The sequence below is a fragment of the Klebsiella sp. 4_1_44FAA genome, from assembly GCF_000238715.1.
Lineage (GTDB): Bacteria > Pseudomonadota > Gammaproteobacteria > Enterobacterales > Enterobacteriaceae > Klebsiella > Klebsiella pneumoniae.
Window position 1 is genome coordinate 64,812 of the sequence record NZ_JH414803.1, and the last position, 22,184, is coordinate 86,995.

The 22,184-nt window shown below is 55.0% G+C and carries 25 protein-coding genes and 3 tRNA genes; 13 read left to right on the forward strand and 15 right to left on the reverse strand.

Going from position 1 to position 22,184, the window contains the following annotated elements:
* The first annotated feature begins 14 nt into the window (after positions 1-14).
* Positions 15-1,025, forward strand: a complete 1,011-nt coding sequence (locus HMPREF1024_RS07960) for an SIS domain-containing protein (protein ID WP_004178531.1) — start codon at positions 15-17, stop codon at positions 1,023-1,025.
* Positions 1,026-1,158: 133 nt separating this feature from the next.
* Positions 1,159-2,091 carry an Rpn family recombination-promoting nuclease/putative transposase gene (locus tag HMPREF1024_RS07955; RefSeq protein WP_020802805.1) on the forward strand — a complete coding sequence of 311 codons (933 nt, stop codon included), beginning with the start codon at positions 1,159-1,161 and terminating at the stop codon, positions 2,089-2,091.
* 54 nt (positions 2,092-2,145) lie between these two features.
* On the opposite strand, the gene opgB is transcribed toward HMPREF1024_RS07955, so the two are convergent.
* From opgB to HMPREF1024_RS31980, 7 genes are all read right to left on the reverse strand, one after another.
* A complete protein-coding gene (gene opgB / locus HMPREF1024_RS07950) occupies positions 2,146-4,437 on the reverse strand; it encodes a phosphatidylglycerol--membrane-oligosaccharide glycerophosphotransferase (RefSeq protein ID WP_009309159.1) in 2,292 nt (763 codons plus the stop codon).
* A 257-nt stretch (positions 4,438-4,694) separates the two neighbouring features.
* Complete coding sequence (locus HMPREF1024_RS07945; RefSeq protein ID WP_004177504.1) at positions 4,695-5,186, reverse strand: DUF2501 domain-containing protein; 492 nt, start codon at positions 5,184-5,186, stop codon at positions 4,695-4,697.
* Between the two features lie 65 nt (positions 5,187-5,251).
* Positions 5,252-5,989: a DNA replication protein DnaC gene (dnaC, locus tag HMPREF1024_RS07940; RefSeq protein WP_002887623.1), complete on the reverse strand. Its 738-nt coding sequence runs from the start codon at positions 5,987-5,989 to the stop codon at positions 5,252-5,254.
* Between the two features lie 2 nt (positions 5,990-5,991).
* A complete protein-coding gene (gene dnaT / locus HMPREF1024_RS07935) occupies positions 5,992-6,531 on the reverse strand; it encodes a primosomal protein DnaT (protein ID WP_004178536.1) in 540 nt (179 codons plus the stop codon).
* A gap of 102 nt (positions 6,532-6,633) precedes the next feature.
* Complete coding sequence (locus HMPREF1024_RS07930; RefSeq protein WP_002887631.1) at positions 6,634-7,107, reverse strand: threonine/serine exporter; 474 nt, start codon at positions 7,105-7,107, stop codon at positions 6,634-6,636.
* Positions 7,098-7,874 (reverse strand): threonine/serine exporter ThrE family protein, encoded by a 777-nt coding sequence (locus HMPREF1024_RS07925; RefSeq protein ID WP_009309160.1) that lies wholly within the window; start codon positions 7,872-7,874, stop codon positions 7,098-7,100. Before HMPREF1024_RS07925 ends, HMPREF1024_RS07930 begins: the two co-directional genes overlap by 10 nt.
* A gap of 41 nt (positions 7,875-7,915) precedes the next feature.
* A complete protein-coding gene (locus HMPREF1024_RS31980) occupies positions 7,916-8,050 on the reverse strand; it encodes a hypothetical protein (RefSeq protein WP_254910869.1) in 135 nt (44 codons plus the stop codon).
* A gap of 103 nt (positions 8,051-8,153) precedes the next feature.
* Here HMPREF1024_RS31980 and pobA point away from each other — a divergent pair, with 103 nt between their 5' ends.
* From pobA to bglJ, 4 genes are all read left to right on the forward strand, one after another.
* On the forward strand, positions 8,154-9,338 hold the full coding sequence (pobA, locus tag HMPREF1024_RS07920; protein ID WP_004146953.1) for a 4-hydroxybenzoate 3-monooxygenase: 1,185 nt from the start codon (positions 8,154-8,156) through the stop codon (positions 9,336-9,338).
* Positions 9,339-9,354: 16 nt separating this feature from the next.
* A complete protein-coding gene (locus HMPREF1024_RS07915) occupies positions 9,355-10,236 on the forward strand; it encodes a helix-turn-helix domain-containing protein (protein ID WP_009309161.1) in 882 nt (293 codons plus the stop codon).
* Positions 10,237-10,501: 265 nt separating this feature from the next.
* Positions 10,502-11,224: a LuxR C-terminal-related transcriptional regulator gene (locus HMPREF1024_RS07910; RefSeq protein WP_002887645.1), complete on the forward strand. Its 723-nt coding sequence runs from the start codon at positions 10,502-10,504 to the stop codon at positions 11,222-11,224.
* Positions 11,185-11,859 (forward strand): DNA-binding transcriptional activator BglJ, encoded by a 675-nt coding sequence (gene bglJ, locus HMPREF1024_RS07905; RefSeq protein ID WP_002887647.1) that lies wholly within the window; start codon positions 11,185-11,187, stop codon positions 11,857-11,859. Before HMPREF1024_RS07910 ends, bglJ begins: the two co-directional genes overlap by 40 nt.
* Before the next feature lie 5 nt (positions 11,860-11,864).
* Here the strand turns inward: bglJ and HMPREF1024_RS07900 are convergent, their stop codons facing one another.
* Positions 11,865-12,323 (reverse strand): YbaK/EbsC family protein, encoded by a 459-nt coding sequence (locus tag HMPREF1024_RS07900; protein WP_004151383.1) that lies wholly within the window; start codon positions 12,321-12,323, stop codon positions 11,865-11,867.
* A gap of 337 nt (positions 12,324-12,660) precedes the next feature.
* On the opposite strand from HMPREF1024_RS07900, the gene HMPREF1024_RS07895 reads away from it, so the two are divergent.
* A complete protein-coding gene (locus tag HMPREF1024_RS07895; RefSeq protein WP_004146052.1) occupies positions 12,661-14,004 on the forward strand; it encodes a PTS cellobiose transporter subunit IIC in 1,344 nt (447 codons plus the stop codon).
* Positions 14,005-14,053: 49 nt separating this feature from the next.
* On the opposite strand, the gene fhuF is transcribed toward HMPREF1024_RS07895, so the two are convergent.
* The 3 genes from fhuF to HMPREF1024_RS31400 form a co-directional block, all read right to left on the reverse strand.
* Positions 14,054-14,842 (reverse strand): siderophore-iron reductase FhuF, encoded by a 789-nt coding sequence (gene fhuF, locus HMPREF1024_RS07890; RefSeq protein ID WP_004177501.1) that lies wholly within the window; start codon positions 14,840-14,842, stop codon positions 14,054-14,056.
* A 106-nt stretch (positions 14,843-14,948) separates the two neighbouring features.
* Complete coding sequence (locus HMPREF1024_RS07885) at positions 14,949-15,995, reverse strand: GGDEF domain-containing protein (RefSeq protein ID WP_002887653.1); 1,047 nt, start codon at positions 15,993-15,995, stop codon at positions 14,949-14,951.
* A gap of 23 nt (positions 15,996-16,018) precedes the next feature.
* Positions 16,019-16,189, reverse strand: a complete 171-nt coding sequence (locus tag HMPREF1024_RS31400; RefSeq protein WP_004221147.1) for a hypothetical protein — start codon at positions 16,187-16,189, stop codon at positions 16,019-16,021.
* Positions 16,190-16,259: 70 nt separating this feature from the next.
* Here HMPREF1024_RS31400 and HMPREF1024_RS0127055 point away from each other — a divergent pair, with 70 nt between their 5' ends.
* Complete coding sequence (locus tag HMPREF1024_RS0127055; protein WP_002887654.1) at positions 16,260-16,499, forward strand: DUF1435 domain-containing protein; 240 nt, start codon at positions 16,260-16,262, stop codon at positions 16,497-16,499.
* 21 nt (positions 16,500-16,520) lie between these two features.
* Here the strand turns inward: HMPREF1024_RS0127055 and HMPREF1024_RS07880 are convergent.
* The 4 genes from HMPREF1024_RS07880 to rsmC form a co-directional block, all read right to left on the reverse strand.
* Positions 16,521-16,607, reverse strand: a tRNA-Leu gene (locus HMPREF1024_RS07880).
* 31 nt (positions 16,608-16,638) lie between these two features.
* A tRNA-Leu gene (locus tag HMPREF1024_RS07875) sits at positions 16,639-16,725 on the reverse strand.
* A 28-nt stretch (positions 16,726-16,753) separates the two neighbouring features.
* A tRNA-Leu gene (locus HMPREF1024_RS07870) sits at positions 16,754-16,840 on the reverse strand.
* Between the two features lie 171 nt (positions 16,841-17,011).
* Entirely contained in the window at positions 17,012-18,040 is a 1,029-nt protein-coding gene (gene rsmC / locus HMPREF1024_RS07865) for a 16S rRNA (guanine(1207)-N(2))-methyltransferase RsmC (protein WP_004177499.1), read from the reverse strand.
* 102 nt (positions 18,041-18,142) lie between these two features.
* Here rsmC and HMPREF1024_RS07860 point away from each other — a divergent pair, with 102 nt between their 5' ends.
* The 5 genes from HMPREF1024_RS07860 (at position 18,143) to osmY (ending at position 22,183) form a co-directional block, all read left to right on the forward strand.
* The gene (locus HMPREF1024_RS07860; RefSeq protein WP_004146046.1) at positions 18,143-18,556 is read left to right on the forward strand and encodes a DNA polymerase III subunit psi; all 414 of its coding nucleotides are present in this window, start codon (positions 18,143-18,145) and stop codon (positions 18,554-18,556) included.
* Positions 18,525-18,971 carry a ribosomal protein S18-alanine N-acetyltransferase gene (gene rimI / locus HMPREF1024_RS07855; RefSeq protein ID WP_009309163.1) on the forward strand — a complete coding sequence of 149 codons (447 nt, stop codon included), beginning with the start codon at positions 18,525-18,527 and terminating at the stop codon, positions 18,969-18,971. The genes HMPREF1024_RS07860 and rimI overlap by 32 nt, the downstream gene beginning before the upstream one ends.
* Positions 18,972-18,985: 14 nt before the next feature.
* On the forward strand, positions 18,986-19,663 hold the full coding sequence (gene yjjG, locus HMPREF1024_RS07850; protein WP_004146044.1) for a pyrimidine 5'-nucleotidase: 678 nt from the start codon (positions 18,986-18,988) through the stop codon (positions 19,661-19,663).
* 90 nt (positions 19,664-19,753) lie between these two features.
* Complete coding sequence (gene prfC / locus HMPREF1024_RS07845) at positions 19,754-21,343, forward strand: peptide chain release factor 3 (protein WP_002887711.1); 1,590 nt, start codon at positions 19,754-19,756, stop codon at positions 21,341-21,343.
* 219 nt (positions 21,344-21,562) lie between these two features.
* Positions 21,563-22,183, forward strand: coding sequence for a molecular chaperone OsmY (osmY, locus tag HMPREF1024_RS07840; protein ID WP_004146042.1), 621 nt, complete (start codon positions 21,563-21,565; stop codon positions 22,181-22,183).
* Position 22,184 lies beyond the last annotated feature (1 nt).

Genomic DNA, 22,184 nt, shown 5'->3' on the forward strand with positions numbered 1-22,184 from the left:
TTCAGGAGAAAACTATGTTGGGTTTTAATCAGGACGAGTACCTGACCAGTGCTCGCGAGATCATCGCTGCGCGTAAACAGGCTGAAACCGTAGCCGACGATATTTATGACAGCGGCTGTAGCGCATTATTTTTTGCTTCGGTAGGTGGTTCCCTGGCGCCGATGATGGCAATTAATGAATTTGCCAAAGAATTAACCAGCGTGCCGGTATATCTTGAACAGGCCGCGGAGTTAATCCATCGCGGACATAAAAAATTAAATAAAGATGCGGTTGTCGTTACGTTATCTAAATCCGGCGATACCAAAGAGTCGGTCGCCATTGCCGAATGGTGCAAGGCACAGGGGATCCGCGTGGTGGCTATTACTCGTCACGCCGACTCGCCATTGGCTGCCGCCGCCAGCTGGCATATTCCGATGTGCCACAAAAATGGCGTGGAATATGAATATATGCTGCTGTACTGGTTATTCTTCCGCGTCATTTTTCGTCACGGCGAGTTTGCTGATTATGCGCGATTTGCCAGCCAGCTCGAGTTACTGCCGGAAAATCTCCTGCAGGCGAAACGCCAGTTCGATCCCCGAGCGGATAGCATTGCCGCGCAATACCATGACTGCGACTATATGATGTGGATTGGCGGCGCGGAAATGTGGGGCGAGGTCTATCTGTTCTCAATGTGTATTCTCGAAGAGATGCAGTGGAAGCGGACGAAGTCGGTGAGCTCCGCTGAATTTTTCCACGGCACCCTGGAGCTGCTGGAAAAAGAGGTTCCGCTGTTTCTGGTGAAAGGCGAGGGGAGATGCCGGGCGCTGGACGAACGCGTCGAGCGTTTTGCCGAAAAAATAACTGACCATCTGGTGGTTATCGATCCGCGCGACTATCCGCTGAACGGCATTGATGACGCGTTCCGCTGGATTATGGCGCCGTGCGTGGTGTCCACCCTGCTGGTGGACCGGCTGGCGGCCCACTTTGAACACCATACCGGCCACGACCTCAATATCCGCCGTTACTACCGGCAGTTTGATTACTAAGCCGTGTTGATGGCGGCCAGCCGGGCTGGCCGCCATGCTATTCTCCGAGGCGCTTCCCAGAAAATTGTCGTCAAACCCAACCGGGTAAAAACCGGTGATAGAGTCCGGCTTACCTTCTCTTTCAGGCAAGCGGATGGCCATGAAAAAACGGATGACCTCGACGCCGCACGATGCGGTCTTTAAGCGATTTCTTCGTCACCCGGAGACAGCGACTGATTTCCTCACCCTCTACCTTCCCGAAGCGATCCGTCAGCGGTGCGATTTCTCTACCCTGAGGCTGCAGTCGGCGAGCTTTATCGATGAGGATCTGCGCGCCTGGTATTCAGATGTCCTCTGGTCGGTGCAGACCACCTGCGGCACGGGGTATGTTTACGTGGTGATAGAGCACCAGAGCTCACCGGATAGCCATATGGCCTTTCGCCTGATGCGCTATGCGATTGCCGCAATGCAGCGCCACCTGGATGCCGGGCACAAAACGCTGCCGCTGGTGGTGCCGATGCTTTTTTATCACGGTGCAACCAGTCCGTATCCTTTTTCCCTCAACTGGCTGGATGAATTTGCCGACCCGCAGCTGGCGAAGACGCTGTATGGCTGTCCGTTTCCATTGATCGACGTGACGGTGATGCCGGACGATGACATCGTGCAACATCGGCGAGTCGCCTTGCTGGAGCTGATGCAAAAACATATTCGCCAGCGCGATCTCAGCGGCATAACGGAGTCGTTGGCGGCCGTTGTGATGCTGGGATACACTAACCGTCGGCAGTTGAGAATGCTGTTTCACTATATGCTGCAGTACGGTAATACGGCCGAGCCGGGCGTGTTTCTCCGCCGGCTGGCCCGCCGTCTGCCACAGTATGAGGAGACATTGATGTCTATCGCGCAAAAGCTTAAGCAGGAAGGTCGGGAAGAAGGCCGGGAAGAAGGGCACCTGGAGGGCTTGCAGGAAGGCAGCCGACGCGAGGCGCTGCGCATTGCCGGCAGTATGTTACAGAATGGCCTCGACAAAGAGATGGTACAGAAGATCACCGGACTGTCGGCTGATGAACTACAGCCGCTGTGTGGTTAACGTCCTGCCACGACAACCGCTGCCCGGCGCGAAAATCCGCCGGGCAGGATTGCGTTAGCCTTCGCTTTTCACCACTTTGATCTCCACCATGCCGATCCCCAACTGACGCGGGGAGTGGCCGAGGATATTGCCCTCGTTAGTGGTTTGCGGGTCCGGCGGGGTGATGATCAGCGTGTTGCTGCGCGTTGGGTTGTCAAAATGCAGCGTCGTGGTAGTCACGTCATTATCCAGAGTGAGCACTTGCTTACTTTCTCCAACTCGCACCGGAATCGGCTTATTGGCGTTTGGGCCATAAGCTTTGGCGGTGATCACCAGATCAAATTTCTCCGGTAGCGGCTCTTTATATTCAATCTTCACGTCGCTGCCCAACTGAGCATTGGACCACCGCCCCCACGACTCGGGACGCGAAATACCGCTGAACTGTTTAACCTCTTCCGGGGCGCCAGCGATGTTAAACACGAAGCTGTCGGCCTTATAGCGAATATCGTTGTCGACAATTTTCAGCGTATCGACGTTGCCCTTATAGCGCTCCATATCGATAAGGGTGTCCCTGAAGGCGGTCTTGCCGTGCCACTGTGGCTTATCAACGTGCTGGACCTTCTGCTCACCCCCCAGCTGTCCCTGCGAGACGCACCAGTCGGTGGAGAGCGCCAGCTCAGGCGACCACAGCTGGCCCATTTTATAGCAGCGATCGACCCACACGAAATTATCCCGTGGCGCGAAATCGGCCAGCTGGAAGCGCAGCGGCGCAGAGTATTCACTCTCCGGCAGCGGTTCTACGCGCTGGTCAGATACCCGCAGCAGCAGCGGCAGACGGAAATGGCTGCCGGAGAAAGCGATCATATTTTTCTGCGAGTCGATGGTGAAATTCTTCATTTCTTTGGGGAAATTCCACAGGCGGATCACGTCAGGCTTCCATGCCAGGACTTTCTCTTTCATATTCATGAAAATACCGGAGAGCGACTGGCCGGAGAGGCTGCTACGCCCGAGGCCGATATAGTTATCGCCGCCGAGAATATCCAGCACCGTCGCGCCGTTATCCATGGTGTTGCGTTTCACCGCCAGGGTCTCCTGCTGCGGTTTATCGCCGCGCAGGACGAAGAACAGATTGCTGCGATCGTGCTTGTTGAGATAATCCCAGGCGCTGTTCTTCATGGCCAGGTGATCGGAAGAGACCACGATGACCGTGTTTTTGAAATAGGGTGAGGCTTTAATCTTCTCTATCAGCGCGGCGATATGTTCCTGACTGCAGCTAACGGCGCTGAAAGAGAGGTTTTTCTTGCCGTCCACATCATAGCGTTTACGCTCGCAGGTGCGTGAGATAAAACCGTCGGGATGGTGGGTATCCACCGTCAGGGCGAAGAGCGAGAAGCGTTTCCCGGACTGCGACAGCTCTTCGAATTTTTTCCAGGTCTCGTCGAGCACAGTGTCGTCATAGAAGCCCCAGTCGTTGCGGTAGGTAGGATCCGCCACCGTAGTTTTTAGCTCTTCCGCCCCGTACAGATGATCGAAGCCGTGGGATTTAAGAAACACGTCTTTGCCGGCAAAGCGCAGGTTAGCCCCCTGCACAAAGTAATTCTCGTAACCGGAGTTCTTCAGAATATCGCCAAGGCAAATATTCTGTGGAAAGAAGCTGGAGACTGAGGCTGAGGCATTACCTTCGAACGGCGCGAACAGCGGAATGCCGCACTGTGAGGCGACCATGCCGGCGATAGTGTAATCGGTCCCCGGCAGCTGCATGGTATTGCTGAAATCAATGGCCTCAGCTTTAATTCTGCCAAGCTCAGGGGTGAGGTTGGGGAAGGCGTCGTTATCAAAATAGGTGCGCTCGAGACTTTCGCCATAGATATAGACCAGGTTCAGCTGCGGATTGTCGATTTGCTTCGACGGCTCTTTATAATACGCGGCAAAGTCTGGATCGCCCTCGCGTGACTGGGATTTCACCAGCTCGCTGATCTGATGGAAGGCCGGGCTGGCATCAACGGAGGCCAGCGCCAGCAGTAGCGCCGCCAGGCTGTAACCGACGTGATGAGGATGATGCCGACGGCGGCGCAGCACCCAGCCGAGGGCGCCAAAGACGGCGACCAGTGCGACGGCCACGCCGACCCCCGGCAGTATATATTTGCCGATCCCGGCGCCGGTCAGGCTGTTGGTCAGAGTGTAGAGTACCGCGTCGTTGATGCCGTCGCCGGTGAAGTAGTCACTGGCGTAGAGGGTGATATTCAGCACCACGAACAGGCCTAACACCGTGAGCGTGGCGGCAAACCACCAGGTGTTACGACCCGCTTTCCAGGCATACAGCACCACCGAAGCTAAAAATAAGGCGATGGATAACAACTCTGACACAGCTCATCCTCATTAATGCCAGTTATCGGCTGGCAGAACAGATTACTTTTCAAGCCCCACTGTAATTGCAGTGCCATCTTGCTGCAATTCTAGCGTCATGAAAGTGTGCAGTTATTCAGAATTGGTTTAGAAGTTGCCTTTTTTGATCGGCATCGCATCGGGTGAAATGGGAAAACGGAACAGGAAAACTGCAAAAAAAAGCGTTTCAGGCCGCGGCGCCGCCGCGAAGGCAACAAATGCGGCCTTGTCAGTCAGGATCAGGAGAGGAAATTAACACCCTGTTTTAAGACCAGATCGCAGGCTTTGGTTTTTACCTGTTTCGCCAGCGAGCTATTGCCGAGCGTATTCAGGTCCAACTGCTGGCCGTTTTTGCTGTTGAGCAGCCCCTGCAGGCCATCCAGATAGCTGGTGTCCTGTTTTTGTTTTTCCGGCGTGCTAAGCCCCAGTTTATCCAGCACCTGATTTTTGACGTTATCGGCGCTGGTCACGGAGGCCAGCTTCTGTTTCGCGCAATATGACAGGATCCCGGCCGCATTATTCATGCTGCTGGCGGTCAGGGATTGGCTGCTGCCGTTAAGCAGGCTGGTTAGCGAGGAGACGGACATGCCGCCGCTGGCCTGGGCGTTACTGCCGCTGAGCTGGCTGGCAGCGCTGTTAAGGGAATCCTGCCAGGAGGCGGCGTGGGCGCCAGAGAGGGTAAACGCGCTAACGGCAAGCGCGGCAACAACGCTATTTTTAAACGATTTCATAGACGGACTCATAAGCGTGACTGAATAATCGCTTTAGTATAACGCCGTCGTCGCCCGGAAATCTCTTAATACTCCTTGCCTGTAACGCGGTGCCGGTAACTTTCCCAATTGAAGATAACCCACAGGCTGTTGCCGAGCCGCATACGGTCCATCACCCGCTCGCCGAGCAGTTTGTTCATCTCTTCCATATTGCTGTTGGTGAGCATCCCGGTAGGTCGTTTGGAGGATGAGCGCCGGTCAACTATCTGATTGATAATGACCTTTTCATAGCGAGACTCTGTCTGCATACCAATTTCATCGATCACCAGCAGGTCGACCATGCTGAGGTCGTTAAGCAACTGTTCTTCGCTCGTTTCCCGGTTGCCGAAGGTATCTTTCATCGCCGACATAATATCGGCCACAGTGATGATTAAGACCGACTTCCCGCGCAGCAGCAGTTCGTTGCAAATGGCTGCCGCCAGGTGGTTTTTGCCAGTGCCCGGTTTACCGGAGAAGATAAAGCTGGCGATATTGCCATCGAACTCTTCCACGTACTGGCGCGCCCGGGCGAGCGCATTCATCTGCCCCTCGCACTCGACGCGATAGTTATCAAAGGAGCAGTTCTGATGCAGCGGTCGGATCCCCGAGCGGTTGAAGGTGCGCTGCATTTTCATCGCGCGATTCTCTCGCTCCAGCGCTTCGGAACGCAGCCGGCCTTGCTCTTTTTGCCAGGCCAGCAGCTCTTCGCCGGTTTTAAACGCCGGTTCAATATGTGCCGGCATCATTTTCTGCAGGCGTTTCATCAGGTCGCCAACGTTTTTCATGCTCATCCTCGGAAACCTCGCGGAATATGGCTGTCGGGTTCGCTAACGCTGTTCACATCGCGCTTCGGCTGTCCGCCGTTGCTGGCGCGGCTGATTTGCACGCTACGCGCCAGCTTCTGCTGCCACTGCACGTGGTGAAAGACTTTACCTTCCGCCTGCCAGTAAGCGACGAAAGCGGCCAGCTCTTCGGGGGTAACCGGCTGGCTCAGGGCAATGCCCCACAGCGCGGCCAGGCGCTGAAAATCGGCGTCAGGCCGCCACCCGGCGTACATAGCAAATTTGCCCATCGGCACCGCAACCGGCGCCGCGGCGGGCTCCTCGAAAAACTGCGGGTCAAGCGCGATGTCGCTGCCGGGGCGCGCCAGCCTGGCTTCCAGCTCCAGCAGTTGCGCCAGCCGCGCTGGCGTCAGCGCATAGAATGCCGGCGCGTTATTGGCAAAAACGGCAACGGTGCCGTCAGTCGATTTTGCCAGCAGCGCCGCGTGCTGCTGGAGGAACTCTTCCAGGCCGCTAAAATGGGAGGTTAAAATTCGCGAAGACATAACTCTATCTCAACTCTGAACTGCAAAGAGTGGGGTGATCTGCACATAGTAGCACAGAGGCCATCGCGGAAGGAGCGTCGCGGATTAACCGCGACGTCGGGGTTAGACGCGAGGACGCTTACGATACAGCCACAGGCCGGGTATCGACAGGCCAATCGAAAGGGCGCCCACAATCGAAGAGGCCTTTAAAAAATTGCTCAGCAGCAAAATCATCATCTCTTCCGAATAGCCAAAATGACTGATTTTTACCGCGGAAATCATCGCCGTGTAGGCTGAGATGCCAGGAAACATCGGGATCACGGCGGCGACGGTAAAAATCTTCGGATGCGCCAGATACCAGCGCGACCATTGAATGCCAATGCTGCCCACCAGCAGAGCGGCGAGAAAGGTGGCCCATTCAATGTTAAAACCGGCGCTCATCATGATCATACGCGAGCCATGGCCAATCGCCCCCAGCAGCGCGCACCAGCGCAGAGCGCGCTGAGGGACATTAAAGACCATCGCAAACCCGACGGCGGGGATCGCCGCCAGCAGCATGTCTTCCGCCAGCGCAAAAATAAATGAGATTATGCCCATCCGCGCAGCCCCCATACGGTCATGGCCATCACCACGCCAATGCAGGTGGCGAGGGTTAGCAGGCTGGCAATCGCCCAGCGGGCGAGTCCGGTATTGATATGCCCTTTAAACATATCGGCGACGGCATTGATTAATGGAAAACCCGGGACCAGCAGCAGGACGCTGGCGGCCATGGCAATGGTCGGCGTGCTGGCAAACGCCGGGAGGCGCAGCAGCAGCCCGGAGATGGTGGTGGCGACAAAGGCGGTGATGCAGAAGTTGAGCTGCGGATGCATGGAGCGATGGGTCAGCACCTGGCGAATGTACATGGCTACCGTGCTGGCGCAGAAGCTGACCAGCGCCCCATCCCAACCGCCGTTATTCAGTTTGCAGAAACAGGCGCAGGAAAGACCCACCATCAGCACCAGCAGCCAGCGCGGATAGCGCAGGGGAACGATCTGCGCAAAACGCTTCTCGACGTCGCGATAGTCCAGCAGCTTATGCTCGGCGAGGATCACAATGTGCTGCACTTCCGTCACCACATGCATATTAATGCCGCGATCGACATTTTTGCGCGTAGAGGTAAGACATTCGCCATTTTTAATGGTGGTCAGGACGATGGCATTCGAAGAGATGGCGCTTTCAACGCTGTCCATCCCCAACGCCAGCCCGAGACGTGTTGACAGTTCCTCCACCAGCGCACTCTCGGCGCCGTGCTGTAACAGAAAAAGACCACACTGGATGCATAAACGTGTGATTGCCCGCTGCTGTGTCCGATCAACCTGCATACTTCCTCTAATGTTCACGACGCCTGGTATCTGCCGATACTTTAACCTGAAGCGCAGTGGCGGCTGAGAGGGGTGGGATCAAATAATGTGCAAAAATTCCCGGTCTGCGGGGCGGCAGAATTTGAAGCATCCCACACTTTTGCCAGTTTGGTGAAAAGTGCAATTTTTGTCGCCATTCATCCCTTCTTTTTCCCCACTGACTTATCAAAAATGCAGAAAAGCACTTTTATTAAACAAAAATTATACAAATAATTAACCTTGCAAGAGTGAGACATCCCTATGAAGACACAGGTCGCGATTATTGGCGCGGGCCCCTCCGGGCTGCTGCTGGGGCAGTTGCTGCACAACGCCGGGATCCATACCGTGATCCTTGAGCGTCAAACGCCGCAGTATGTGCTGGGGCGCATCCGCGCGGGAATTCTGGAAAGCGGTACCGTTGATCTGCTGCGCGAAGCGGGCGTGGCGCAGCGGATGGATGCCGAAGGCCTGGTGCATCATGGGGTGGAGTTTCTGTTTGACGGCCAGCGGGTGCCCGTCGCACTGAGCGAGCTAACCGACGGTAAGAGCGTAATGGTTTATGGCCAGACCGAAGTCACCCGCGATCTGATGGCTGCCCGGGCCGCCAGCGGCGCGCCGATCGTCTATGGCGTGAGCGAGGTGGCTATCCATGACGCCAAAAGCGACCGGCCGACGATCACCTACCTCAGCGAAGGGGAAACCTGCCGTCTGGAGTGCGATTTTATTGCCGGTTGCGACGGTTTCCACGGCGTATCGCGGCAAAGTATTCCAGCTGGCATTTTGCAGACCTACGAGAGCGTGTGGCCGTTTGGCTGGCTAGGCCTGCTGGCGGATACGCCGCCGGTCAATCCGGAGCTTATTTATGCGCACCATCAGCGGGGGTTTGTATTGTGCAGTCAACGCTCACTGACCCGCAGCCGCTATTATCTGCAGGTTCCGCTGAGCGATAAGGTTGAAGCATGGTCGGACGAGCGCTTCTGGCAGGAGCTGAAAAGCCGCTTGCCGGAGGAGCTGGCATCCAGGTTAGTGACTGGTCACTCACTTGAGAAGAGCATTGCCCCCCTGCGTAGCTTCGTCGTGGAGCCGATGCAATATGGGCGGTTGTTCCTGGTAGGGGATGCGGCGCATATCGTTCCGCCAACCGGGGCGAAAGGATTAAATCTGGCGGCATCGGACGTGAACTATCTGTGGCGGATTCTGCGCGAATACTACCATCGTGGCCGCAGCGATCTGCTGGCGGCCTACTCGCAACTGGCGCTGGATCGGGTCTGGAAAGGGGAACGCTTTAGCTGGTTTATGACCCGCCTGCTGCATGATTTTCCGGATCAGAACGCGTTCGACGCTAAAATGCAGGCCGCCGACCGCCGCTACTATCTGGGCTCGCGCGCCGGGCTGACCACCATCGCGGAAAACTACGTGGGCTTGCCCATGGAGCGTGTCGCCTGAATTAAGAGGAGTCATCATGCCGTTCGTTCAAACCGTGCCCGTATTTAAGCTGTATGGCGAAGAGTGCGGCTGGCCGACGCCGGACCTGCTGCACTGTGAGTCGATTTTACAGCGCAGCAGCCTGTATCAGTGGCATATTCGCGTCCATCAGCATGCGGAAATGGTCCAGCTTCTCTATCTGCATCAGGGGCGGGCGGAGATCGAAATTGAAGGCGCCACCGCGGTGATGACGGAGTCCTGCATCCAGGTGGTTCCCGCCCTCTGTATTCACGGGTTTAATTTTTCACCCGGGACGCAAGGGTTTGTGCTCTCTCTGGCGCTGCCGCTGCTGAGCCGGTTTGAAAATCAGTTCGGTCGCCCTCTGGATGTGCTTAGCGTGCCGCAGTGTGTGCCGGTGGGCCGTTCTCGCGGGCGCATGCATACGCTGTTTTCAGCGCTTCGCGAGGAGTATTGCGAAGAGCACGATGCGCGAGAAATGATGCTCTATTCGCTGCTGGGGACGCTGTTGGTCTGGCTGAACCGACAGTGCCATCCCGCGTCCCCCGCGGAAGATAAAGCGGAGCGGAAGCGCAGCATGATGCGCCACTTCGCCCGCCTTATCGAGAGCCACTACCGACAGCATCTCCCGTTGGCGGAGTATGCGAAGCTGATTGGACTGTCGGTTACGCACTTAAATTATTTAAGTCGTGAGTTTTATGGCTGTAGCGCTCTTGGAGTATTGCATCAGCGGTTGATGCTTGAAGCGCGACGCAATCTGCAGTACACCCGCATGACGATTACACAACTCTCTGATTATTTGGGGTTTAGCGATGCAGCCTATTTTTCGCGTTTTTTCCGTCGCTATAGCGGTATGTCACCCAAAGCATTTAGAGAAACAATTAAAGATAATGCTTCATAATGTTCAGTACTGAAATTATATTTACTAAATAATGTTTTTATCTTTTCTAATTTATTAGCGCAGGAACGTCTGTGTTAATATTAATCGCAAGTATACACGGCAATAATATTTTACACGGTATGACCACGGTTCGGTCGTTACGTATATCGTGTGCGCAGGCCATGAATATGATTTTAATATTCATCCAGGAAATGATATGGCGATAAAGTCGCTCGCCGATCGTTTGCAGGCAAGCGAAGGAACTTCGACAGGAAGCGGAGGTGTTATGTTACCAGGACAAGGTAAGTTTGGCGTCGTTATTAGTAAAATTCCCGTCATGCAATCAGGGTTAAAGGTGATCTTCAATGAGAACCTCCCTGATTACGAACTGAGTTTTTGTCGTTCTCATGATGAGCTCACCCTTTTACAACTGCGGCGGGCGGTGCTGGTTGTCGCGGATATCTCCGGCGAGATTGCGCACCCCCGAGCCGTCTGCGAGCGTTATTACTCCCTCATGACTCAGTACCGTGATATTCACTGGGTTTTTATGGTCAGCGACAGCCTCTATCCGTTGGCCGTTGAGCTATTAATTCGTCCTGAAAGCTCGTTGATCTCCGAGAGCGAGCCGGTTAACCGGCTGATTGAGGTGATTTGCGCCGGTAGCCGTGCGGCTGAACAGATTAGCCGTACGCTGTTTGCCGGGGATGAGGACAGCGATTTCGCAAGCTACCACTCTGCGGCGATGCTCACTCTTTCAGAGCGTAAAGTTCTGCGCCTTCTGGCGAAGGGGTGGGGAATAAACCAGATCGCCGCGCTGTTGAAAAAGAGTAATAAGACGATCAGCGCGCAGAAAAACAGCGCAATGCGTCGCTTATCTCTACGCAGCAACGCTGAAATGTATGCCTGGATCAACAGCGCGCAGGGAATGCAAGAGCTGAATATCAATTCAGCTTACGGGGAGCAAATGGAATGGAAAAAAATAGTACAACCCGCCATGTCGCCATCGTAGAAAAATGCGTGATGACGGAAATGGCATGGCGCTATATCTTTAGTCGTGAAGATAATCGCCGTTATCATATTCATCTGTTTAAAAATGTCAGTATGCTCAGGGCGGCGGAAATACCGTTTCCCTGGTCAACCATTATTTTTTCTCTTTCGGGAAGTCGTTCTTCACGAGCCGAGAGCCTGCTCTTTGTTCATGAAATGGCGCGGTGCCGGCCGGAAGTCCAAACGATTATTCTGGCTAATAATGAAAGTGAAATGCACCTGATCGGCCATCTTATGCCGGCCTGTTTGCACGGCATACTGAATAAATCCGCGCCGCGACGCGGGCTACAGGAGCGTTTGCTGCAGCTACTGGACAATCATCATCTCAGCGGCAGCGAACAATTTTGCGACAGAGAGGCGTGCAACGATCCGCTAAGCCCGACGGAGCACGCCATCCTTCGGTATATGTCGTGGGGATATTCGCTTTCTGATATTGCGATACAGCTCAACCGGAATATTAAAACGATCCGCGCGCATAAGTTTAACGCCATGACCAAGCTCGGAGTTCGCTCAGACATTGGTTTATTAAACGCGGCGGATATCCTGTTGCATTTACCGCTCAATAGTACGACCAGCGCCGTTAAACAGGTAGCGTAATGCGGCTATAAACACACATCTACCCATGTTGCATCGGTGAGCTGCGCCATGCGTTCTGGTTCAATGCGAACCGCGCTATGGATGGCTCCCGCTGCGGGTAGTACTTCCTGATAATGTCTGAGAGAGACGTCGCAGTAGACTGCCAGCGGATTTTCCAGACCAAACGGGCAAACGCCGCCGACCGGATGACCGGTCCAGGTAACCACTTCATCGCTGCTTAGCATGCGTGCTTTCGCGCCAAAGGTCTCTTTCAGCTTTTTATTATCCAGCCGCGCATCGCCCCTGGCGACGATCAGTACAATCTTATCTTTGATCTTGAGCGACAGCGTTTTGGCAATTTGCCCCGGCTCAACGTTGTGTGCGGCAGCGGCAAGTGCGACGGTGGCGGTACTCTGATTTAACTCAATAATTTCGATATCGGGGGCGTGTTCGGCAAAAAACTGCCGTACAGACTGCAGACTCATTGGATTCTCCTGATTTAAGCCTGGTTAAATCTGTCACAAGCCTGGCGGAGTGTAAATATCAGCGCGGACAATCCAGATTCTTTCTATTTTGTAGATCTCCTTCACAATCGCCGTAACCGGTTACTGTAACCGGTTGCGGTTATCTGCATTGAGATGAATACTGGAACAGTCACTTCTCCTTTTATTTATAACAAAAGAGCCGTGTATGAATCGTTGCCTCATGAGCAGTATAGCCGGTTGCACATCCGCCAGCGGCCTGCTGCGTCAAAAAGCGGTCATCGTAACGGCAGGGTAATCGTTGTTGGGCCAGTATCAATAGCCTGTCAGGAGGGCTACTATGTCTGCTAACCATGCTGCGTTTAATTTGATATTTCGCTTTGTAGAAAATTACATAAGCCCCATAGCAGGGCGGATCTCGTCGCAGCGCCACGTCATGGCTATTCGTGACGGATTTATCTCAGCGATGCCGTTTATGATCGTCGGATCGTTCCTGTTAGTGTTTGCTTATCCACCGTTCTCACCGGATACCACTTGGGGTTTTGCCCGCGCCTGGCTGGATCTGGCGAAAGAGTTTGAGGGGCGTATTCTGACCCCCTTTGATATGACGATGGGGATCATGTCGATCTACATTTGCGCGGCAATCTCCTATAACCTCGGTAAGCATTACGAGAAATCCAATCAGCTCGATCCCTTTATGTGCGCAATGCTGTCGATCATGGCCTTTTTGCTGATTGCCGCGCCGAAGACCAATGGCACGCTGCCGGTGGATAGCCTCGGGGGGACCGGGATCTTTACCGCCATCCTGGTGGCGATCTACTGCGTGGAGATGATGCGTTTCTTGAAAGCGCACAACATTGGGATCCGCTTGCCGGACCAGGTTCCGCCGATGATCAAAAACTCGTTTGATCTGTTGATCCCGGTGCTGGTGGTCGTGCTGACGCTCTATCCGCTGAGCCTGTTTATCCAGCACCATTTTGACATGCTGATCCCGCAGGCCATTATGGCCATTTTCAAGCCGCTGGTTTCGGCAGCCGACTCTCTGCCGGCAATTCTGTTGGCGGTGCTGATCGGCCACCTGCTGTGGTTTGCCGGGATCCACGGTGCGGCGATCGTGTCCGGGATGCTGCAGATGTTCTGGCTGACTAACCTCGGTATGAACCAGCAGGCGCTGGCCCAGGGCGCGCCTCTGCCGCATATCTTTATGGAGGCGTTCTGGACCTTCTTTATCGTGGTCGGAGGTTCCGGGGCGACCATGGGACTGGTGTTCTGTTATCTGCGCAGCCGTTCAGCGCATTTGCGCTCCATTGGTCGTTTGAGCGTGGTGCCAAGCCTGTTCAATATCAACGAGCCGGTGATCTTTGGGACGCCTATCGTTATGAACCCAGTGTTCTTTATTCCGTTCCTGCTGGCGCCGATGGTGAACGCGGTACTGGCCTGGGCGGCAATGAAGCTGGATCTGATTGGCCGCGTCATCTCCGTCGTACCATGGACGGCGCCGGCGCCAATTGGCGGCGCCTGGGCGCTGGGCTGGGATTTCCGGGCGGCGATTCTGGTCATTGTTCTGGCCTGCGTGTCGGCAATCATCTACTTCCCATTCTTTAAGGTATATGAGAAACAGCTGCTTGCTCAGGAAGCGGAAGAGGCCGAGCGGGCGGAGCATGAGAGTCAACAGACCGCATAAATAGCAACGGGCGGTAAAGGCCGCCCGTTACTTTTCAGGTAAGTGGTAATTATTTAAGCGTACAGTCGCCGCACTGTTGGACATCCGGCAGGCGATAGCGCTGACAGCAGGTGCGTCGGACTAACTGCCCTTCACGCAGCATCACCGTTCGCCACAGCGGGTTATCCTGGCCATCGGCGAGTTGTTTTTCAAAAAAACAGTGCTGACGTAGCGCGGCAAGCCGCTCATCACCCAGCAGCGCGCGCATTTCCCCAAGATACCAGTTAATCAGATAGCCGGTATTGCTCCAGATAAGTTTGCTATTGATTTCGCCCGTCGCTGCCAGCGCCTCAACAACCGGCTGCAGGGTGCGCGTTACCAGGGCATCCATTCGCGCCTGCGGTGAAAGCCTCTCGATATCGGCATCGCTATGCACATCAATCCAGAAGCAGGCCGCCCGGCCGCTTTCATGAAATTCGACATGGAAATGTTCTGGCGCCAGGCTGAGGCCTTGCGGCTCATTGAGCAGCGCCAGCATCAGCGGCGGCACCAGCAGACCGATATACCATTGCGCCCAGAGCGAGAGCAGAGGCTTGTGTTCCCGAGGCAGCGTCGGCTGATGACGATAGATATGATCGGACCAGGTGGCCAGCAGGGAGCGCAAGGCGATGGGTTGCGACCATTCGGCAAGCGTTAACGCGTGCCGTGGGGCGGGTTCGTCAAGTCGCAGGAAATCAAGCAGGTGTGGACGCAGGGTGGCGATTTTTTCCCGAATACTCTCCGCCAGGGCATGCTCAGCCGTCGGCAAAGGAGCCCGCCAGATAAGTTCATCGCTGAGAGGAAGGGAACGCCAGGCCATTCGATTTCCAGATACAAATCTAAATGATAATGATTACTGATATTAGTTGCTTGCAGGCGGCATGGCAAGGCTTTTATCGGCGCCGCGATGTCGCAGCGCGCGCAGGTCAACTGGCAAGAATAATGTTGCGGCCTTTATTTTTGGCCTCATAGAGTGCGCCGTCGGCGCGCGCCAGCGCTTGTTCAATGTTGTCATTAATGAGCGGCGTCAGGCCAATACTGATGGTGACGTTGGTGGCGACGCTTTCATTAAACATATGCGGGATCTTCAGGTCATAGACCCGCTGACGTATACGTTCGGCTGTCTTCCAGGCCGTTTCTTCGCTGCTATTGGTCAGCAGCACCATAAACTCCTCTCCACCAAAGCGGGCGACAATATCGCGTGAGCGTACAGCGTTGCGAATGGCAGCTGAGACGCGAATAAGCGCCTGGTCACCCATCATATGACCATAGTGATCGTTATAGGCCTTGAAGTGATCGATATCGAGGAGCAGCACGTAGTGGTTGTCGCCGTCCAGCGCCAGCAGGGTATCGAGGCGGTTCTGCAGTCCGCGGCGATTATACAAACCGGTCAGGGGATCGAGCATACTGAGATCGTTGAGCGTATTGCGTTCATGCATCAGTTTATCCATTAAACCCTGCGTAAAGGCATCGCTGCGCTTCTGGATAATATTTTGCAGGGTAATACCGGCTATAGGCAGCATAAAGCAGTAAGTCATACGCAACCATTGTTCCCCCTCCGCCATTATCAGGCAGGCAAGGAAAGTTGGTAAAGAGTGGAGGGTAAAGGCAGTGATATTATTGGAAAAAGCGATGGTGCCGATAAACAGAATGCTTAATAGGGCGATCACCAGATAGTTAAAATGCGGCGGTGTCAATAGCATCGCTTTTGTCACTACGTGCCATGCCCATAGCATGCCAAATAACAACGAGATAGTGGGAATATTTATTTTCGATTGCGGCCATTTCCAGTGCCAGAGCAGCAGCAGCCCGCTGCAGACGACGATCAGGGCGCAGGGCAGCGTAAAACGAACTACCGTAAATAGGGGGGTGACCAGCGACAGCGAGGAAGAAATGAAATTAAGCAGTAAAAAAAGCCGTAAGGAATATTGATATTTTTGTGCGTAGTGTGCTCGCCAGGTTTGTGCAGTCATATCGGAAGAATCATTATTAGTCGTTAAATTTCAAAATGATGAAAGCCAAAAATGAAGAGTCTGATAACAATGTGCAAAAAAAGGTTATTTGCAAAATAAGCAAAATATTTAATATATATCGATAATCCGCTTAATTTATCACCTTCATGAATGTATGTCATTACCGCGAACGTAAAGAAAAAGGGGCAGAGCACGTCGCAAATGACAAATGATAAAGATTATCATATGACATTGGTTATCATTATCGTTGTGAGAGGTGAAACCATGCTGCAGCGAGCATTAGGAAGCGGCTGGGGAGTGATGATTCCCGGCGCGCTAATTGTCGCTCTCGGGTATGCCGGAGTGTCGGCTGACGTATGGCGGGTACTGGTCGCGGTGGGCATGCTGATGTCCGCGGCGATGATCTGGCATCGTCAATTGCGCCATTTTATCCTGCTGCCATCGTGTGTCGCGTTGATCGGCGGAATAATGCTGATGATTGTGGATATTAAACTGAGAGGATAATGCCGGGAGAGGGAAGAATATTGGTGCGAGGGGGGGGACTTGAACCCCCACGTCCGTAAGGACACTAACACCTGAAGCTAGCGCGTCTACCAATTCCGCCACCTTCGCACAGTATTCTTTCTTTGAGATATTGCCTCGTTGGTGCGAGGGGGGGGACTTGAACCCCCACGTCCGTAAGGACACTAACACCTGAAGCTAGCGCGTCTACCAATTCCGCCACCTTCGCCCAGTGCGAGCAATATCTTCGTGGATTATGGTGCGAGGGGGGGGACTTGAACCCCCACGTCCGTAAGGACACTAACACCTGAAGCTAGCGCGTCTACCAATTCCGCCACCTTCGCATACCATCGATACTCTGAAAGTATCGTTACCACGGAGGCGCATTCTAGTGGTTTTCGGCGACACGTCAATAGTTAATTATGCAGGTTGTATCGATTGCTGCAAAAATGGGCGGATTTGCCCGCGGGAAGCGCCAGCGGTACCAGGAGCGGGCCGCCGGCGTGAAAAGACGATTATTTTTTCGCCTGACGCGTCATGATGGTGCGATAGACCTTAAAGCGCCCGGTCTGGGCGATCACCTCATGGAAGCCGAACGTCTCATCCAGCACCTGCGGATACGGCAGGAAGGCGTTGGCGACAATGCGCAGCTCGCCGCCGCTGTTCAGATGGCGAACCGCGCCGCGGATCAGCGCCTGGGCGGCTTCGAGACTGGTCTGCAGGCCGTCATGGAATGGCGGGTTGGAGATGATCATGTCGAAGCGACCATTGACCTCGGAGAAGACGTTGCTGGCAAACACATCGCCAGCCAGGCCGTTGGCGGCAAGCGTCGCGCGGCTGGCTTCGACCGCCGGGGCGCTGACGTCGCACAGGGTGAGGCGCACTTTCGGTGAATGGCTGGCCAGCGCGGCGGCCAGCACGCCCGCGCCGCAGCCGACGTCCAGCACTTTCCCTTTGGTATGCGGCTCGAGGGTGGAGAGCAGCAGCTGGCTGCCGACGTCCAGACCGTCGCGGCTGAAGACGCCCGGCAGGGTTTTAATCGTCAGATTATCCAGTGTGTATTCGCCCCAGAATGCGTCGGCGTCGAAGGTCGGCTGCTTTTCCAGACGGCCATGATAGAGGCCACAGCGGCGGGCGCTATCCACTTTGTTTAATGGCGCGTATTCAGCCAGCATCTGCTCCGCGCTGCGGACGCCGCTGCGGTTTTCACCGACGACGAAAATGTCGCTTCCCACCGGCAGCAGAGAGAGCAGGTTCATCAGCTGGAACTGCGCCTCTGGTTTGTTCTTTGGCCAGTAGTAGATCAGGGTGTCGCATTCGGCGACGTCAGCGGCCTCAGCCACTAAGCTAAAACGGACGGTGTCACCCATCTGGCGGTTGAGGACCTGCCAGTGGTGGAACTGTTGGGTGTGGGCGCGGCTGGCCGCGGTATCCAGACGCGCAGGCAGGTCATCCTGCAGGTCACCGGCAAACAGAACGCGGGCGGACTCGAAATCATCACTGTGGCGCAGCAAGACTTCACTTGCCGGGGTAAAAGCGGACATGAAACACTCCTTCATTAAGACTGGCGCCGATTATAGTAGTTTGTTGGCGCAGATACGACGGATTTGCTATATTGCGCGCTTGTTTAACAGGAGTGTTTCGCTATGACATCCCGACGAGACTGGCAATTACAGCAGCTGGGCATTACCCAGTGGTCGCTGCGCCGACCGGGGGCGTTGCAGGGCGAAATCGCTATCTCGCTTCCTGAACATATTCGTCTGGTGATGGTGGCGGAAACCCCGCCGTCGCTGACAGAGCCGCTGATTGGCGACATATTACGCGCGCTGGCCGTGACGCCAGATCAGGTCCTGCAGCTGACTCCGGAGCGGGTGGCGATGCTGCCGCAGGACAGCCGCTGCAACAGCTGGCGGTTGGGCACAGAGGCGTCGCTGCCGCTGGCGGGCGCCCAGGTGTCCACCCCCGCTTTTGATGAACTCCAGACCAGCGCGCCGGCTCGCAGGGCGCTCTGGCAACAAATCTGCGCACATGAACACGATTTCTACCCTCAGCACGGCTGATTTAACCAAAGCCTGGCACATCGAAAAACGCGCCCACGCTTTCCCGTGGAGCGAACAGACTCTGGCCAGTAACCAGGGGGAGCGCTATCGCAACTATCAGCTATCGGTAGATGGCGAAATGGCGGCTTTCGCCATTACGCAAGTGGTGCTGGATGAGGCGACGCTGTTCAATATCGCCGTCGATCCCGCGTACCAGCGCCGCGGCCTGGGGCGAGCGCTGCTGGAGCATGTCATTGATGAAGTCGAAAAACTCGGCGTCGTCACGCTGTGGCTGGAGGTGCGAGCATCCAACGTTGCCGCCATCGCGCTGTATGAGAGCGTAGGCTTCAATGAGGCAACCATCCGCCGCAACTACTATCCTACGACCGACGGACGCGAAGACGCCATTATTATGGCTCTGCCAATCAGTATGTAACACAAGGTGATACGATGAAATGGGACTGGATTTTCTTTGATGCCGATGAAACGCTGTTTACGTTTGATTCTTTCAGCGGCTTGCAGCGGATGTTTCTCGACTACAGCGTGACCTTTACCGCCGAAGATTTTCAGGACTATCAGGCCGTGAACAAGCCGCTATGGGTGGATTACCAAAACGGCGCCATCACCTCGCTGCAGCTGCAGCACCAGCGTTTTGACAGCTGGGCGGAACGTTTGAATGTGCCGCCCGGGGAACTCAACGACGCGTTTATGAATGCGATGGCGGAAATCTGTGCCCCGTTGCCGGGCGCGGTCTCGCTGCTCAACGCGTTGCAGGGCAAGGTCAGAATGGGCATCATCACCAACGGCTTTACCTCGCTGCAGCAGACTCGTCTGGAGCGGACAGGTTTACGCGATCACTTTGATTTGCTGATTATTTCTGAACAGGTGGGTGTCGCCAAGCCGGACGCGCGTATTTTCGATTATGCGCTGGCGCAGGCGGGTAACCCACCGCGCTCGCGGGTGCTGATGGTCGGTGATACCGCCGAGTCGGATATTCGCGGCGGCGTGAACGCCGGACTGGCGACCTGCTGGCTCAATGCGCATCAGCGCGAGCTGCCGGCGGACCTCGAGCCGGACTGGACGGTGACCTCGTTAAGCGAACTGGAGCAGCTCCTGTGTAAACACTGATTGCCTCCCCCCCGTTGATGGGTAAAATAGCCGCAATTTTTCGTATTCCACATGCGTGGCCCATGGCCGCGTTTACTTAGAAGATTAATTATGACGTTGTCTCCTTATCTGCAAGAGGTGGCCAAACGCCGCACTTTTGCCATTATTTCTCACCCGGATGCCGGTAAGACCACCATCACCGAAAAGGTGCTGCTGTTCGGACAGGCGATTCAGACCGCCGGTACAGTAAAAGGTCGTGGTTCCAGCCAGCACGCGAAATCCGACTGGATGGAGATGGAAAAGCAGCGTGGTATCTCGATCACCACCTCGGTAATGCAGTTCCCGTATCATGACTGCCTGGTGAACCTGCTGGATACCCCGGGGCACGAAGACTTCTCCGAAGATACCTACCGTACCCTGACGGCGGTGGACTGCTGCCTGATGGTGATTGACGCGGCAAAAGGCGTCGAAGATCGGACCCGTAAGCTGATGGAAGTCACCCGTCTGCGCGATACGCCGATCCTCACCTTTATGAACAAACTCGACCGTGATATCCGCGATCCGATGGAGCTGCTGGATGAAGTCGAGAACGAGCTGAAAATCGGCTGCGCGCCGATTACCTGGCCTATCGGCTGCGGCAAGCTGTTCAAAGGCGTTTATCATCTCTACAAAGACGAAACCTACCTGTATCAGACCGGTAAAGGCCACACCATCCAGGAAGTGCGTATCGTGAAGGGGCTCAACAACCCGGATCTCGACGCGGCGGTGGGGGAAGACCTGGCGCAGCAGCTGCGTGACGAGCTGGAGCTGGTGCAGGGGGCGTCGAATGAGTTCGACAAAGATCTGTTCCTGGCCGGGGAAATCACCCCGGTCTTCTTCGGAACCGCGTTAGGTAACTTCGGCGTTGACCATATGCTGGATGGCCTGGTGGAGTGGGCCCCGGCGCCGATGCCGCGCAACACCGACACGCGTGAAGTCACCGCCACGGAAGAGAAATTCACCGGCTTCGTGTTTAAAATTCAGGCCAACATGGATCCGAAACACCGCGACCGCGTGGCTTTCATGCGGGTGGTGTCCGGCAAATATGAAAAAGGTATGAAGCTGCGTCAGGTGCGTATCGGCAAGGACGTAGTGATTTCCGACGCGCTGACCTTTATGGCGGGCGATCGCTCGCACGTTGAAGAAGCGTACCCAGGCGATATCATCGGCCTGCATAACCACGGCACCATTCAGATTGGCGATACCTTTACCCAGGGCGAGATGATGAAGTTCACCGGTATTCCGAACTTCGCGCCGGAACTGTTCCGTCGTATTCGCCTGAAGGATCCGCTGAAGCAGAAACAGCTGCTGAAAGGGCTGGTTCAGCTCTCTGAAGAGGGCGCGGTCCAGGTCTTCCGCCCGATCGCTAATAACGATCTGATCGTTGGCGCCGTCGGCGTGCTGCAGTTTGACGTGGTGGTAGCGCGTCTGAAAAGCGAATACAACGTGGAAGCGATTTACGAATCGGTCAACGTGGCCACCGCGCGCTGGGTTGAATCTACTGACGTGAAGAAGTTCGAAGAGTTCAAGCGGAAAAATGAAGTTCAGCTGGCGCTGGATGGCGGCGATAACCTGACCTACATCGCCCCGACAATGGTCAACCTGAACCTGACGCAGGAGCGTTACCCTGACGTGGTGTTCCGCAAAACGCGCGAGCACTAATCCCTGACGAAGCGCGGCGCAGGCCGCGCTTTTTTCTGGTTACGCTCCCGGTCCCTTCCTTCTGGAAAGTTCTTAAAACACCGCTAATTCGTCTGTTTTTTATCCATATCCTCCGCAACCCCTTCGTCTGTCTACTATATTTAATTCGTGTTTTTAAAAATGCTGGCGTAATTCACTGCGATAAGACGCCAGCGCTGGTGAAAAAACGAGGACATAACGATGACCAGACTAAAGAATGCCAATATGTTGCTGGCGCTCTTCTTAGGCTTAGCCGCGTTGAACGCCTCGGCAGAGACGGAAAAAACAACGGTAGACAGTGCGAAGTCGGCTGCCAGCAATGCGGGAGAGGCGGTAGATAATTCGATTAACAAAGTCGGCGATTTTATGGATGACAGTACCATTACCGCACGGGTAAAAGCGGCGCTGATCGACCATAAAGATATTAACTCCGGCGATATTTCGGTGAAAACGGAGAATAAAGTGGTCACCCTCAGCGGCGACGTCACCAGTGCTGAACAGAAAAGTCAGGCACTGAGCGTAGCGAAAGAGGTCAAAGGCGTCTCACACGTTAACGACAAGCTGACGGTCCATCATAAATCATCGAGCGAGACGGCGACGCTGAAAGGCTATGCCGGGGATACCGCCATTACCAGCGAAGTGAAAGCCAAGCTGCTGGCGGATGACATTGTCCCTTCGCGCAATGTGAAAGTCGAAACCAACGCCGGCGCGGTACATCTGACCGGTACGGTGGCTTCCGCGGCGCAGGCGGAGCGTGCCGCAGAGATTGCGAAAGCGGTCTCCGGTGTGAAAAGCGTGCGCAACGATCTTAGCGTTAAGTAAA

Excerpts from the sequence above, each read along its gene's own strand:
- yjjG (WP_004146044.1), top strand. The coding sequence starts at position 18,986 with ATGAAATGGGACTGGATTTTCTTTGATGCCGATGAAACGCTGTTTACG.
- HMPREF1024_RS07915 (WP_009309161.1), top strand. The coding sequence starts at position 9,355 with ATGCCGTTCGTTCAAACCGTGCCCGTATTTAAGCTGTATGGCGAAGAG.
- HMPREF1024_RS07860 (WP_004146046.1), top strand. The coding sequence starts at position 18,143 with ATGACATCCCGACGAGACTGGCAATTACAGCAGCTGGGCATTACCCAG.
- HMPREF1024_RS07885 (WP_002887653.1), bottom strand. The coding sequence starts at position 15,995 with ATGACTGCACAAACCTGGCGAGCACACTACGCACAAAAATATCAATAT.
- HMPREF1024_RS07910 (WP_002887645.1), top strand. The coding sequence starts at position 10,502 with ATGTTACCAGGACAAGGTAAGTTTGGCGTCGTTATTAGTAAAATTCCC.
- dnaC (WP_002887623.1), bottom strand. The coding sequence starts at position 5,989 with ATGAAAAACGTTGGCGACCTGATGAAACGCCTGCAGAAAATGATGCCG.
- HMPREF1024_RS07925 (WP_009309160.1), bottom strand. The coding sequence starts at position 7,874 with ATGCAGGTTGATCGGACACAGCAGCGGGCAATCACACGTTTATGCATC.
- osmY (WP_004146042.1), top strand. The coding sequence starts at position 21,563 with ATGACCAGACTAAAGAATGCCAATATGTTGCTGGCGCTCTTCTTAGGC.
- HMPREF1024_RS0127055 (WP_002887654.1), top strand. The coding sequence starts at position 16,260 with ATGCTGCAGCGAGCATTAGGAAGCGGCTGGGGAGTGATGATTCCCGGC.
- dnaT (WP_004178536.1), bottom strand. The coding sequence starts at position 6,531 with ATGTCTTCGCGAATTTTAACCTCCCATTTTAGCGGCCTGGAAGAGTTC.
- rimI (WP_009309163.1), top strand. The coding sequence starts at position 18,525 with ATGAACACGATTTCTACCCTCAGCACGGCTGATTTAACCAAAGCCTGG.
- HMPREF1024_RS07955 (WP_020802805.1), top strand. The coding sequence starts at position 1,159 with ATGGCCATGAAAAAACGGATGACCTCGACGCCGCACGATGCGGTCTTT.
- HMPREF1024_RS07895 (WP_004146052.1), top strand. The coding sequence starts at position 12,661 with ATGTCTGCTAACCATGCTGCGTTTAATTTGATATTTCGCTTTGTAGAA.
- rsmC (WP_004177499.1), bottom strand. The coding sequence starts at position 18,040 with ATGTCCGCTTTTACCCCGGCAAGTGAAGTCTTGCTGCGCCACAGTGAT.
- HMPREF1024_RS31980 (WP_254910869.1), bottom strand. The coding sequence starts at position 8,050 with ATGGCGACAAAAATTGCACTTTTCACCAAACTGGCAAAAGTGTGGGAT.
- HMPREF1024_RS07945 (WP_004177504.1), bottom strand. The coding sequence starts at position 5,186 with ATGAAATCGTTTAAAAATAGCGTTGTTGCCGCGCTTGCCGTTAGCGCG.
- HMPREF1024_RS07900 (WP_004151383.1), bottom strand. The coding sequence starts at position 12,323 with ATGAGTCTGCAGTCTGTACGGCAGTTTTTTGCCGAACACGCCCCCGAT.
- prfC (WP_002887711.1), top strand. The coding sequence starts at position 19,754 with ATGACGTTGTCTCCTTATCTGCAAGAGGTGGCCAAACGCCGCACTTTT.
- pobA (WP_004146953.1), top strand. The coding sequence starts at position 8,154 with ATGAAGACACAGGTCGCGATTATTGGCGCGGGCCCCTCCGGGCTGCTG.
- fhuF (WP_004177501.1), bottom strand. The coding sequence starts at position 14,842 with ATGGCCTGGCGTTCCCTTCCTCTCAGCGATGAACTTATCTGGCGGGCT.
- bglJ (WP_002887647.1), top strand. The coding sequence starts at position 11,185 with ATGGAAAAAAATAGTACAACCCGCCATGTCGCCATCGTAGAAAAATGC.
- HMPREF1024_RS07960 (WP_004178531.1), top strand. The coding sequence starts at position 15 with ATGTTGGGTTTTAATCAGGACGAGTACCTGACCAGTGCTCGCGAGATC.
- HMPREF1024_RS07930 (WP_002887631.1), bottom strand. The coding sequence starts at position 7,107 with ATGGGCATAATCTCATTTATTTTTGCGCTGGCGGAAGACATGCTGCTG.